At 67.4% G+C, this 12220-nt stretch carries 10 protein-coding genes and 1 tRNA gene; 3 read left to right on the top strand and 8 right to left on the bottom strand.

The window, feature by feature from the left end:
• The first annotated feature begins 20 nt into the window (after positions 1-20).
• The gene (gene hutG, locus E5S69_RS16770) at positions 21-833 is read left to right on the top strand and encodes an N-formylglutamate deformylase (RefSeq protein ID WP_171515785.1); all 813 of its coding nucleotides are present in this window, start codon (positions 21-23) and stop codon (positions 831-833) included.
• A gap of 63 nt (positions 834-896) precedes the next feature.
• On the opposite strand, the gene E5S69_RS16765 is transcribed toward hutG, so the two are convergent.
• The 4 genes from E5S69_RS16765 to E5S69_RS16750 form a co-directional block, all read right to left on the bottom strand.
• Positions 897-2522: a bifunctional aspartate transaminase/aspartate 4-decarboxylase gene (locus E5S69_RS16765; protein ID WP_171515784.1), complete on the bottom strand. Its 1626-nt coding sequence runs from the start codon at positions 2520-2522 to the stop codon at positions 897-899.
• A 90-nt stretch (positions 2523-2612) separates the two neighbouring features.
• On the bottom strand, positions 2613-4298 hold the full coding sequence (gene aspT, locus E5S69_RS16760; RefSeq protein ID WP_171515783.1) for an aspartate-alanine antiporter: 1686 nt from the start codon (positions 4296-4298) through the stop codon (positions 2613-2615).
• Positions 4299-4728: 430 nt separating this feature from the next.
• The gene (locus E5S69_RS16755; protein WP_171515782.1) at positions 4729-5493 is read right to left on the bottom strand and encodes a M48 family metallopeptidase; all 765 of its coding nucleotides are present in this window, start codon (positions 5491-5493) and stop codon (positions 4729-4731) included.
• Between the two features lie 188 nt (positions 5494-5681).
• A tRNA-Leu gene (locus E5S69_RS16750) sits at positions 5682-5766 on the bottom strand.
• A gap of 173 nt (positions 5767-5939) precedes the next feature.
• Here E5S69_RS16750 and E5S69_RS16745 point away from each other — a divergent pair.
• Positions 5940-6860 (top strand): alpha/beta hydrolase, encoded by a 921-nt coding sequence (locus tag E5S69_RS16745; RefSeq protein WP_171515781.1) that lies wholly within the window; start codon positions 5940-5942, stop codon positions 6858-6860.
• A 22-nt stretch (positions 6861-6882) separates the two neighbouring features.
• Here E5S69_RS16745 and E5S69_RS16740 read toward each other — a convergent pair whose 3' ends face one another.
• From E5S69_RS16740 to E5S69_RS16725, 4 genes are all read right to left on the bottom strand, one after another.
• On the bottom strand, positions 6883-7764 hold the full coding sequence (locus E5S69_RS16740) for an NAD(P)-dependent oxidoreductase (RefSeq protein WP_171515780.1): 882 nt from the start codon (positions 7762-7764) through the stop codon (positions 6883-6885).
• A gap of 37 nt (positions 7765-7801) precedes the next feature.
• Positions 7802-8965, bottom strand: coding sequence for an ABC transporter substrate-binding protein (locus tag E5S69_RS16735; RefSeq protein ID WP_171515779.1), 1164 nt, complete (start codon positions 8963-8965; stop codon positions 7802-7804).
• A gap of 79 nt (positions 8966-9044) precedes the next feature.
• Positions 9045-10208: a methyltransferase gene (locus E5S69_RS16730; protein ID WP_171515778.1), complete on the bottom strand. Its 1164-nt coding sequence runs from the start codon at positions 10206-10208 to the stop codon at positions 9045-9047.
• Positions 10209-10318: 110 nt separating this feature from the next.
• Positions 10319-11260 carry a CysB family HTH-type transcriptional regulator gene (locus tag E5S69_RS16725; RefSeq protein WP_171515777.1) on the bottom strand — a complete coding sequence of 314 codons (942 nt, stop codon included), beginning with the start codon at positions 11258-11260 and terminating at the stop codon, positions 10319-10321.
• Positions 11261-11424: 164 nt separating this feature from the next.
• On the opposite strand from E5S69_RS16725, the gene E5S69_RS16720 reads away from it, so the two are divergent.
• Complete coding sequence (locus tag E5S69_RS16720; protein ID WP_171515776.1) at positions 11425-12198, top strand: sulfite exporter TauE/SafE family protein; 774 nt, start codon at positions 11425-11427, stop codon at positions 12196-12198.
• Positions 12199-12220: the final 22 nt, after the last annotated feature.

Raw genomic sequence — 12220 nt, 5'->3', positions numbered from 1 at the left:
CCCACTGCATCGCAAACACCATGTCCTTTTCCACCGATACCCCTGCCTTCACCCTGCACCGGGGCACGCGCCCGCTGCTGGTATCGATGCCGCATGTCGGCACGCATCTGCCGGCATCCGTCTCGCAGCGGCTGACCGCCGAAGCCCGCACCGTGCCCGATACCGACTGGCACCTGGAACGCCTGTACGATTTCGCCCGCGAATTGGGCGCGTCGGTGCTGGTGGCCACGCACTCGCGCTATGTGGTCGACCTGAACCGCCCGCCCGACAACGCCAACCTGTATCCGGGCCAGGACACCACCGGCCTGTGCCCGGTCGATACCTTCGACAAGACCCGGCTCTATGCCGACGGCAACGGTCCCGACGACGCGGAAATCGCCGCGCGCCGCGACGCGATCTGGCACCCGTACCACCAGGCGCTGGCCGCCGAGCTGGCACGCCTGAAGGCCGCGCACGGCACGGTCGCGCTGTGGGACGCGCATTCGATCCGTTCAGTGCTGCCGCGCTTCTTCGACGGCAAGCTGCCCGACTTCAACCTCGGCACCGCCAACGGCGACAGCTGCGACGCCGCGCTGGCCAGCCAGCTGCTGGAGCAGGCCAGTGCGGTGCCGGGCCTCACCGCCGTGCTCAACGGCCGCTTCAAGGGTGGCTACATCACCCGGCAATACGGCAAGCCGGCCGACGGTGTGCATGCGGTGCAGCTGGAGCTGTCGCAGTGCGCCTACATGAGCGAGGTCTATCCGTTCGCCTACGACGAGGCGCTGGCGACGGCGCTGCAGCCGGCGCTGCGCGGCATGCTGGCCACGGTGCTGGGGTTTGTCGAATCCCGTTGAGGACCGGCAGGAAGAAAAAAAGCCCGGCGCGATGCCGGGCTCCGTGTCAGGCCTGGCGCAGGCCTACTTCTTCACCACGTTCTTGCTCACCTTGCTGCCGGTGACCTCGTTGTATTTCTCCACATACGTCTCGAACAGCTTGCGGATCGAGCGTCCGATCTTGGCGTAGTCCGCTTCGTTCAGGTTGGCCAGCGAGACCCGGCCGGATGGATGGCGGGTGCCGAAGCCGCGGCCCGGCAGCAGCACCACGCCGGCCTCGTCGGCCAGCTGGAACAGCAGCTCGTTGGGCTCGACCGAATTCAGCACCCATTTGACGAAGTCGGGCCCGATCGCCTTGCCGCCGAGCTGTTCGAGATCGAGCAGCGTGTAGTAGTCGACGGCGTTGGGATCGTCCGCGTCCGGCGCTATGCCGATCTCGCGGTACAGCGCGGCCTTGCGGCTGCGGATCAGCCGCTTCATCGCATTCTTGTAGTCGTCCGGCGTATCCATCAGCGAGAACAGCGAGAACAGCACCATCTGCACCTGCTGCGGTGTCGACAGGCCGGCGGTGTGGTTCAGCGCCACGGTGCGGCTGTCGGCGACCAGGCGGTCGATGAACTTCAGCTTCTGCGGTTCGGTGGTGATCGAGCTGTAGCGCTTGTTCAGATCCTGGCGGGTGGCTTCCGGCAGCTTGCCGATCTGCAGGTCGAAGATATTGTCGCGGTGGGTGGCGATCACGCCCAGGCGCCAGCCGGTCGCACCGAAGTACTTCGAGAAGGAATACACCAGGATGGTGTTGCGCGGGCACATCGCGAACAGCGAGACGAAGTTGTCGGCGAACGTGCCATAGACATCGTCGGTCAGGATGATCAGGTCAGGGCGCGCCTCGACGATCGAGGCCAGGTATTCCAGGCTCTCGTCGCTCATGCGCACCGAAGGCGGATTGCTCGGGTTGACCAGGAAGAAGGCCTTGACCTTGGGGTCGCGCAGCTTGTCCAGCTGCGCTTTCGAATACTGCCAGCGCGAATCAGGATCGGCGTCGACCGACAGCTCCACCAGCTGGTAGTCGTTCAGTTCCGGGATTTCGATATACGGGGTGAAGATCGGCATGCCCAGCGCGATGGTGTCGCCGGCCTTGAGCAGGTGGTTCTCGCGGATGGTGTTGAACAGGTAGGTCATGGCGGCGGTGCCGCCTTCCACCGCGAACAGGTCGAACTCGCCAATGAACGGGTGATTGCCGATCATCTCCTTGCGGATGTACTGGCTGACGATGGTTTCCGACAGCCTGAGCATGCGGTCGGGCACCGGATAGTTGCAGGCCAGGATGCCTTCGCACATCTCATACAGGAAGTCGCCCGCGCTCAGGCCGAGCTGGTCGCGCACGTACGAAACCGCGCCGGCGAGGAACTTCACCCCCGGGGTGTCGGCAAATTCGCGCGCGAACAGGTCGAAGCGCTCTTCGATCCCTTCGCGGCGCGGAAAACCGCCGACGCCCTCCGGCATGTACGAGAACGAGCGCTCCGATTCGCGCATCGCGAACAGGCCCAGCTGCCAGAAGCCGTGGCGCGGCACCGTCGCCAGGAAATTGGGGTTGCCGCGGCCGGCATTGAGCATCAGGCGCTCGGCGTCGCTGCTGGCCAGCTTGATCAGTTCATCCTTCAGTTCGAACGGCGAGAGGCTGGACAGCTTGGAGATATCGAACTTGCTCATGGCTTGCTCCTGTGTAGACGCTTGTCGGTTGGTTGGCGGGCCAACACCAGTGGCATGGCCCGCGCAGCAGCGGAGAGGCAAAGAGGAACGCTAGACCAGGCCCACCACCAGGGGTCCCAGCAGCGTCAGCAACACGTTGGCCAGTGCATAGGTGATGGCGAACGGCACCGTCGGCACCGGGCTTTCGGCCTTGTCGAGAATGCCGCCGAAGGCCGGGTTGGCGCTGCGCGAGCCCGACAGCGCGCCGGCCAGCACCGCGGCGTTGTCGTACTTCAGCACGTAGCGGCCGAACAGCATGGTCAGGAACAGCGGCAGCAGCGTCACCACCGCGCCCAGGATAAAGATGGTCAGGCCGCTCTGGCGCAGCGTGGTCACGGCCTGCAGGCCGGAATTGATGCCGACGATGGCGACGAACGCGGCCAGGCCGAAGTCTTTCAGCAGCTGGCACGCGGCGGTCGGCATGGCGCCGAACATCTTGTGCTTGGAGCGCGCCCAGCCGAACACCAGCCCGGACAGCAGCGCGCCGCCGCCGGCGCCCAGCGTCAGCGGAATCGAGCCGACGCGCCACACCAGCAGGCCCACCAGCAGGCCCACCAGCACGCCGGCGCCGAAGTAGACGAAGTCCGTCTTTTCGCTGGGGACCAGTTCATAGCCGGCCGTCTGCGCCGCGCGCCTGGTGTCGGCCGGGGTGCCGTAGATGGTGATGATGTCGCCGTGCTGCAGTTTCAGGTCGGGCAGCAGCGGCAGCGGGTGGTCGTAGCGCTCGATGCGCTCGATATAGACGCCGTGGCGCATGTCGCGCCCGACCATGTCGACGATCTCCGCCACGGTCTTGTTGTTCATGCCCTTGGCGGTAAACACCACGTTGCGCGACTGCATCACCGCGCCCATGCCGTCGGCATCGGCCACTTCCTCGCCGATCTGCGCCGCCGTCGGCACCATCGCATCGCGGCGGCCAACCAGCAGCACCAGGTCATCATGCTGCAGCACCAGGTCTTGCGTCACCTCGAGCTGCTTGCCGGCGCGCTGCACCTTTTCGACGGTCACCAGGTCCTCGCCGCCCAGCTCCAGCTGCGCGACGGTCTGGCCGGAAGCATCGTTGACGCGATACAGCCGGCCGACCACGCGCGCCAGTGCGCCGCGCTGGCCCGGGCCATACTGCGGCAGGCCGCCGTTGAGCTGGGCCTCGACCTTCTTGGCATCGGTCTTCAGGTCCGATTTCATGAAGCGCGGCAAGATGTTGACGCACACGATGATCGCGCCGAGCGAGCCGAACACATAGGTCACCGCATAGCCGACCGCCACGTTGGCCTGCATCGTCTTGACCTGGTCGGGCGGCAGGCCCAGCTTGGTAATGGCGTCCCCCGCCGTGCCGATGATGGCCGACTGCGTCATGCCGCCGGCGGCCAGGCCCGCGGCCAGGCCCTTGTCGAGATGGAACAGCTTGGCCAGCACCACCACCGTGACCAGCCCGCATACCGCCATGAACACCGCCATGGCTATCTCGCGCAACGAGCTGCGGTTCAGCGAGTTGAAGAACTGTGGCCCGCTTTCATAGCCCACCGCATAGATGAAGACCGCGAACATCACCGCCTTGACGCCGTTGTCGATCTCGACCCCGACCTGGCTGATCACCACCGCGGCAAGCAGCGAGCCGGCCACGCCGCCCAGCTGGAAGCGCCCGAAGGTGATCTTGCCGATCGCGTAGCCGACCGACAGGGCAAGGAACAGTGCGGATTCGGGCGACTTCTGGAAAATCTCGTGCAACCAATCCATCGAAGGCTCCTGAAGCGAGTGAAGCGAGTGAGGCGGGTTGGGGCAGCTGTTGCATCCGATGCGTGGGGGCGCTGGGCACGGCTGCGTGGGGCAGTGGGCTCGTCTCTCTCCATGAGCTGGCGGGGCCGGCTGTCCCTTCGCATGAAGGCGGTCACGGCCTCACTGCCATGGCGACGACGGGGGCGCGCAGCGGGGGGAGCGGCACGCATGTCGCGCGTGGTAATCCGCAGCGGCCATGTCGAGGCGGCGTAGGGGATTATCTCTGCCGCGTTGGGGCGGGCGTACTGAAAGGTTTTGTCGGCGAATTAAACGCCGTCAACTTTGCGCGTGCGGTGTGACGCGGCGGTGGGCGACGCGTGAATGCGCACCCGGCGCAGGGAAGAACCGCCTCACCCGGACGGGTGCGGCGGCAACAGCGAATGCGCCGGTCTCAGCGCCCGCCGGCGAGGCGCGCCTCGATATGCTTGGCGCGCTCAAGCGAGCCCGGGTGCGAACTCAGCATGCTCGATTGCCCGCCGTCGAGCGTCGACATCTTGCGGAACGCGGACGCCAGCGCCTGGCGGTTGGCGCCATTCCTGGTCAGCAGGTCAAAGGAATAATCGTCTGCCGCGGACTCCTGGCGCTGCGAGAACTGCGCATTGACGAACTGCTCGGCCAGCGCGCCGACCTGCGACGACGACAGCGCCGTCAGCGAGGCGATGCCGGTCGACCCCAGCAACCCGCGCGCCGCGGCCGCGGTGTAGGCTACCTGCATCGCCGCCTTGGTGTGGCCCAGCGCCACATGGCCGATCTCATGGCCAACCACGCCACGCACCTCGTCGTCGCTCAACAGGTCCATCAGTCCGCTGTAGACCCGCACGCAACCGTTGGCCATGGCCCAGGCATTGATGTCCTTGGTCATGTAGACCTTGGCGTCGAGCGGCAGCCCGGTATTGCCCAGGCCGCTCATCACGGTGGCCAGGCGCCGGGCGTAGGTGCTGTCTGGCGCCGCGATGGTGTTCTTCTTGTCCATCTCGGCACAGGACTGGTCAGACAGCGTCTTGACGTTGCTGTCCGACAGGGTCGCGGCGGTGAACAGGCTGCCGCCGGCCTGGGTCAGGCTTTCCATGTTGGCGCCGGCACAGCCGGCCAGCAGCGCGGAACCGGCGAGGGCGCAAAGGGCGAGGGCGGCAAGTGGAAAGCGTGGTTGTTTCATGTCGGGCTCCGGTCGAAGGCAATGCCATAGGATAGGAAGCGCGGCGGCGGCGTGCCAGTGGACGCAGTCCGACAGGGGCGCGGATCGCGGCACAGGCTGGCGCGGTCAAATGTGGCCTGATGCGGGGGGCGACGAGGCTTGCCGTGCACTCGCGGAGCCGGGGCGCGGACTTTTGGGGGATCTGGAGATGGTGCCCGGGGTCGGACTCGAACCGACACGCCTTGCGGCGGGGGATTTTGAGTCCCCTGCGTCTACCTGTTTCACCACCCGGGCAGGTGTGGGGCGCCGGAACCGGCGCCTGGCTGAGCCGGGGATTATGCCGGAAATCGCGCCGCCGGACAACCGCAGACGCGGGCTTTGGCCGCCGCGCAAATCCGGTAGCATGGCGGCCAGCCTTGCCGCTCCCGGCCGCACGGACGGCATCCCCGACCGCACCCCAGACCGCCATGACCGACCCGCACTTGCTTGCGTGCCTTGCCAGCCTGCCTTCGCAGGATCCGGCCTTCTATGACCGTGAGTACAACAACCGCGCCAATGTGCCGGACAACCCGGCGCATCTGGCGCGCTGGGCGCAGTGGTCGGCGCAGGTACGCGCACGCGGCCCCTTTCTGGCGGACCTGAGCTATGCCGGCGAGGACTCGCGCCATGCGCAGGGCGAGACGCTGGACTATTTCCCCGCGCAACGCGCCAACGGGGCCCTGCCGCCGCTGCTGGTATTTGTCCACGGCGGCTATTACCGCGCCCTGGACAAGCACGACCACAGCTTCGTCGCGAGCGCGCTGCCAGCGCTGGGCGTGTCGGTGGCGGTGGTCAACTACACGCTGGTGCCGACGGCGACGGTGCCGGAGATCGTGCGGCAGGTGCTGCGCAGCGTCGCCTGGCTGTACCGGCAGGCGGACCGGCTGGGCCATGACCCGAACCGGATGTTCGTGGCCGGGCACTCCGTCGGCGGCCATCTCGTGGCGATGCTGATGGCCGCGCGCTGGCCGCAATTGGGGGCGGACCTGCCCGCCGGCCTGGTCCGGGGCGGGCTCTCGGTGAGCGGGCTGTACGACATGGAGCCGCTGCGGCGCGCGGCCTTTTTGCAGTGCGACCTGCGCTTCTCGGAAGACGATGTCGCGCGGCTGTCGCCCGCGTACATGGCGCCGGCCACCGATGCGCCGCTGGCGATCGCGGTGGGTGAGCTGGAGGCCGCCGAGTACCATCGGCAGCATGCGCTGATCCGCGCGGCGTGGCCGGCCAAGGTCGCGCATCCGGCGGCGAGCGACCTGGTGCTGCCGGATTGCCATCACTTCAACGTACTGGACAGCCTGACCCGTGCGGACGGCGCACTCACGCGCGCGGTGCTGCGGCTGATGGAGCGCTAAGCAGCCACCGCGCGCCAGAGCTTCAACCTTCCAGCACGCGCAGCAGCGACGAGGTATCGTCCTTGCCCCAGCCCTTGGCCATCAGCGCGCGCAGTTGCGCCGACGTGGCCTGCATCGCCGGCAGCTCCAGGCCGATTTCCTCGGCGATATCGCGCGCCAGCCCGAAGTCTTTGTCGTGCAGCCGCGCCTCGATGCCGGCGGCAAAGTTGCGCGCCACCATCTTGGGGCCCATCAGGTCGAGCATGCGGCTGCCGGCCATGCCGGTGGCCATGGCCTCGAACACGCGGCCGGTGTCGACATTCTGTGCGGCGGCGAAGCGCATGGCCTCGGCAATGCCTTCGATATTGACCACCTGGGCGATCTGGTTGCACAGCTTGGCGACCTGGCCCGCGCCGTGGTCGCCGATATGGGTGATGGTCTGGCCCAGCCGCTGCAGCAGCGGCCGCACGCGCTCGAGCATCTCGGGCTTGCCGCCGACCATGATGGTCAGCGTGCCGGCCTCGGCGCCCATGGTGCCGCCCGACACCGGGCAGTCCAGCGCCTCGATGCCGCGCGCGGCCAGCGCCGCGGCGATCTCGCGTGTGACGATGGGCGAGATGGTGCTGTGGTCCACGCAAATGGTGCCGGGGGCGGCCCCATGGATCACGCCCTGCGCGCCCAGCAGCACCTCGCGCACGTCTTCGGACGAGGTCACGTTGGTGAAGACGACGCTGGCCCCGCGCGCCGCCTCGGCCGGGGTGAAGAACGGTTCTGCCCCCAGCGCGCGTGCGGCCTCCGCGGCCTCCGGGCGGCGCACGAACGCGCGCACGGTGTGGCCGGCGCCCAGCAGGTGGCGCACCATGTGCGAGCCCATGGCGCCCAGGCCGATGAAGGCGACGGTGACGGGGGTGGGAGTGGTGCTCATGCCAATGCTTCCTTTGTTGATGCGTTGATGCGGCGGGCTACTGGTCGCCCGCATAGGCGAACTTGCCGTTGCGGATCACCCCCATCACGCGCGAACGCTGGTCGAAGCCCTGATGGTCTTTCGGGTTCAGGTTCATCACGCCGTTGGGGATGGTGAGATTGGTGGTGGTTTCCAGCGCGTCGCGCATGGCCGAGCGGAACTCGCGCGTGCCGGGCTGGGCCCCGCGCTTCAGCGCGCGGCGGGCGGCGTCGTCGAGCAGCATCCACGCGCCCCAGGCATCGCCGGCGAACTGCGTCACGCTGTCGGCGCCGTACCTGGCCTCGTAGCGGTTGACGAAGTCCAGCGCCACCTTGCGCACCGGGTGGCTCTCGGGCAGCTGGCGCGCAACCACTACCGGACCGGTCGGGAACAGCGTGCCTTCCACGTCCTTGCCGCCCATGCGCAGGAAATCCCAGGTGGCGATGCCGTGGGTCTGGTAGACCTTGCCCTTGTAGCCGCGCTCGCCCAGCGTTTTCTGCGGCAGCACCGAGGGGGTGCCGGCGCCGGCGACCAGGATCGCGTCGGGGTTGGCCGCCATCAGCTTGAGCACCTGCCCGGTGACCGAGGTGTCGTTGCGCGAGAAGCGCTCGCTGGCGACGACCTTGAGCTTGCGGACTTCGGCCAGCTTCGAAAACTCGCGCCACCAGCTTTCGCCGTAGGCGTCGGCAAAGCCGATAAAGCCGACCGTCCTGACGCCGTGGTTGCTCATGTACTCGGTCAGCACGGTGGCCATGTGCGAGTCGTTCTGCGGCATCTTGAAGGCCCAGCGGCGCTTGGCGTCGGACTGCGGCTCGACAATGGCGGCCGAGGCCGCCAGCGCCACCATCGGGGTTTCGCCCTCGGCTACGGCGTCGAGCGCGGCGATGGCGGTGGGCGTGATGTTGGGGCCGACGATCACGTCGACCTTTTCCTCGGAGATCAGCTTGCGCACGTTGCGCACCGCGGCGGCCGGGTCGGTGCCGTCGTCGAGGATGATGTAGTGCGCCTTCTGCCCGCCCAGCGTTTGCGGCCACATCAGCACGGTGTTCTTGGACGGGATGCCGATCGAGGCGGCCGGCCCGGTGGTGGAGACATCGATGCCGACGCGGATGTCGGCCTGCGCGGCGCCGGCGAAAAGCAGTGCGCCGGCAAGCAGCAGGGGGCACAGGGGCAGTTTCAGCATCGTCTCCTCCGTTCTTATATGTGACGGAAAGGATAGCCGAACTCGGCGGGCGGGGCACCCCTGTCCCGCCGCAGCGGCTTTAGCGTACGCCCAGGCGCCAGAGCGAGGTCATTTCGGCGGAGCGCGCCGCGTGCAATGGGTCGGCGGCATCTGCCGCGCGCGGGTGGCGCGGGCGGATGTCGGAGCGACCCAGCACCTTCAGGCCGGCGGCTTCGATCCAGCCCGTCAGTTCGCCGCGCTGGCGCAGGCCCAGGTGCTCGGCGAGGTCGGATAGAAGCAGCCAGCCTTCGCCGCCGGGTTCCAGGTGGTCGGCCAGCCCTTGCAGGAAGCCGCGCAGCATGGCGCTGTCGGGGTCATACACGGCGCGCTCGACGGGCGAACTTGGTCGTGCCGGCACCCATGGCGGGTTGCATACCACCAGCGGTGCGCGCCCGGGGGGGAAGAGGTCGGCCTCGACCACCTCGACTTGAGCGGCGTAGCCCAGCTGGGCGATGTTCTCACGCGCGCAGGCCAGCGCGCGCGGGTCCTGGTCGGTGGCCACCACGCGCTGCACGCCGCGGCGGGCCAGCACCGCGGCCAGCACGCCGGTGCCGGTGCCGATATCGAAGGCCAGCGTCGTGGCCGGCAGCGGTTCGGCCGCGACCAGGTCGACGTACTCGCCGCGCACCGGCGAGAACACGCCGTACCACGGGTGGATGCGGTCTTCCAGCGCGGCGATCTCCACGCCCTTCCTACGCCATTCGAAAGCGCCGATCATGCCCAGCAGTTCGCGCAGCGAGGCCACATAGGGCTCGCCCGCCGCGCCGTAGACCTGTTCGCAGGCTTCGCGCACATCGGGCGCGCGGCGCAGCGGCACGCTGTGGTCGGCCTCGAACGGCAGCAGCAGCATGCCGAGCGTGCGGGCGCGCTGCGACTGTGCCAGCCGGTGCAGGTGGAAGGCCTCGGTGACGGACCCAGGCGCGTCCTTGGCCTTGTGGCCCGGCCGGCTTGCCTTCTTGGGTTTGCGCTCGGTGCGCCGCGCCATGGCGTTGAGCAGCTGGCGCGCGTTCTGGAAGTCGCCGCGCCAAAGCAGCGCCGTGCCTTCGCAGGCGAGCCGGTAGGCGGTGTCGGCGCTGGTGGTGTCGTCGGCGACCACCACGCGGCGCGGCGGCGGGTTGCCGGCCTCGGAGCGCCAGGCGGCGCTGCGCTCGGTGCCGTCCTCGGTCCAGTGGATGCGGGGCAGTTCGCTGGGGGCTTCGCTCATGGGTTCGTTCATGGGTTCGCTCACAGCGCCTCCGGCCGGCGCGGCGTGACGGATAGGGAATGCATAGTGGGTCCTGCTTTCTTATATAGCGAGGCGGCGGGCTGCCGCGCTCAGAGTTCGTAGGCTTCGTGCTCGCCCGACATGGCCTGTTCGACCAGCTTGCGGTTTAGCGTCGGGGAGAACAGCTCGATAAAGGTGTAGACAAAGCTGCGCAGGTAGGCGCCTTGCTTGACCGCCAGGTGCGTCACATTGCTGCCGAACAGGTGCCCGGCTGAAATTCCGCGCAGGTTGCGGTCGCGCTCGGCATCATAGGCCACGCCGGCGACGATGCCCACGCCCAGGCCGATCTCCACATAGGTCTTGATCACGTCGGCATCGATCGCCTCGAGCACGATGTCCGGCTTCAGGTGGCGCAGCTCGAAGGCCTTGTCGATCTTGGGCCGGCCGGCGAAATTCGGGTCGTAGGTGATCAGCGGGTAGCCCATCAGGTCTTCCAGCGCCAGGTGCTTCTTGTCCAGCAGCGGATGGTCGGGTGGCGTGATCACCATATGCGTCCACTGGTAGCCCGGCAGCGACACCAGGTTTTTATCGTCGGTGATGCCTTCCGTGGCGATGCCGATATCGGCGTGGTCATGCAGCAGCATGTCGGCGATCTGCGACGGGTTGCCTTGCTGGATCGACAGCCGGACCTTGGGGTAGCGCTTGGTGAACTCGCCAATCACCCGCGGCAGCGCATAGCGTGCCTGCGTATGCGTGGTGGCAATGGTGAAGTTGCCCTGGTCCTGTGCGGCATAGTCCATGCCGACCCGCTTCAGGCTCTCAACCTCCTGCAGGATTTTCTCAACGGAGCCGAGAATGCGCCGGCCCGGCTCCGTCAGGCTGCGAATGCGCTTGCCGTGGCGCGTGAAGATGTCCACACCCAGCTCTTCTTCTAGCTCAATGATGGCCTTGGACACGCCGGGTTGTGACGTGTAGAGCGCTTTGGCGGCTTCGGTCAGGTTGTAGTTCTGGCGGACGGCCTCGCGCACGAAGCGAAACTGGTGCAGGTTCATATAACTCGCATCGTATAAACAAACAACTTCTTATTAGTTTGAGGTATGAGGCCAGTTTATTACGATTCTCGAACTTTGTTAATGAACGTCCTGCCCTCAGTGCGTCCGCTCGCAGCCCCCGGATTGTGATGCGAGCCTCACAGGCAGGGCCCCACCGAGTCCCCATGTCCCTGGCCTATACCGTTTCCGGTTTGTTTGTAGGCGTCCTCGTCGGACTGACCGGCGTGGGAGGGGGCTCGCTGATGACGCCGCTGCTGACGCTGCTGTTCGGCTTCTCGCCGGCCACCGCGGTCGGCACCGACCTGGCCTTCGCGGCCATCACCAAGGGTTTTGGCACCATCGCGCATCGCGCCCACGGCCACGTGCAGTGGCAGGTGGTGCGGCGGCTCTGCATCGGCAGCCTGCCGGCGGCCGTGGCCGCCATCCTGGTGCTGAAAAGCGCCGGCGAGCTCAACGCGCAGTGGCTGCATGCGATCCGCGTGACCATCGGCGTGTCGGTGTTGCTGACCGTATTGTCGCTGCTGTTCCGTAGGCAGATGCTGGCCTGGCTGGAACGCAATCCGCGCTTCCAGCTGCACGGCCGCAAGCAGGTCATCGCCACCGTCGTGGTCGGCGCGGTGATCGGCGTGCTGGTCACGGTCTCGTCGATCGGTGCCGGCGCGGTCGGCGCGACGCTGATCCTGCTGCTGTATCCCCATATGAAGCCGGCCGAAGTGGCCGGCACCGATATCGCCTACGCCGTCCCGTTGACGGCGCTGGCCGGGCTGGGCCACGTGTGGCTTGGCACGGTCAACTGGACTTTGCTGCTGGCGCTGCTGGTGGGTTCGATCCCCGGCATCTGGCTGGGCGCGCAACTGTCGCGGGCGCTGCCCGAGCGGCTGGTGCGCGCCGCCCTGGCGACCACGCTGACGCTCGTCGCCATCAAGCTCGTCTCCTGAATTCAACGAATACTGAACGGAC

Source organism: Cupriavidus necator (assembly GCF_013141915.1).
GTDB lineage: Bacteria > Pseudomonadota > Gammaproteobacteria > Burkholderiales > Burkholderiaceae > Cupriavidus > Cupriavidus necator_B.
The sequence above is the reverse complement of the archived record's forward strand: the minus strand, read 5'-3'. Positions and strand labels throughout refer to the sequence as shown.

Coding starts and splice junctions, on each gene's coding strand:
- hutG (WP_171515785.1), top strand. CDS start 21: ATGTCCTTTTCCACCGATACCCCTGCCTTCACCCTGCACCGGGGCACG.
- E5S69_RS16765 (WP_171515784.1), bottom strand. CDS start 2,522: ATGAGCAAGTTCGATATCTCCAAGCTGTCCAGCCTCTCGCCGTTCGAA.
- aspT (WP_171515783.1), bottom strand. CDS start 4,298: ATGGATTGGTTGCACGAGATTTTCCAGAAGTCGCCCGAATCCGCACTG.
- E5S69_RS16755 (WP_171515782.1), bottom strand. CDS start 5,493: ATGAAACAACCACGCTTTCCACTTGCCGCCCTCGCCCTTTGCGCCCTC.
- E5S69_RS16745 (WP_171515781.1), top strand. CDS start 5,940: ATGACCGACCCGCACTTGCTTGCGTGCCTTGCCAGCCTGCCTTCGCAG.
- E5S69_RS16740 (WP_171515780.1), bottom strand. CDS start 7,764: ATGAGCACCACTCCCACCCCCGTCACCGTCGCCTTCATCGGCCTGGGC.
- E5S69_RS16735 (WP_171515779.1), bottom strand. CDS start 8,965: ATGCTGAAACTGCCCCTGTGCCCCCTGCTGCTTGCCGGCGCACTGCTT.
- E5S69_RS16730 (WP_171515778.1), bottom strand. CDS start 10,208: ATGAGCGAAGCCCCCAGCGAACTGCCCCGCATCCACTGGACCGAGGAC.
- E5S69_RS16725 (WP_171515777.1), bottom strand. CDS start 11,260: ATGAACCTGCACCAGTTTCGCTTCGTGCGCGAGGCCGTCCGCCAGAAC.
- E5S69_RS16720 (WP_171515776.1), top strand. CDS start 11,425: ATGTCCCTGGCCTATACCGTTTCCGGTTTGTTTGTAGGCGTCCTCGTC.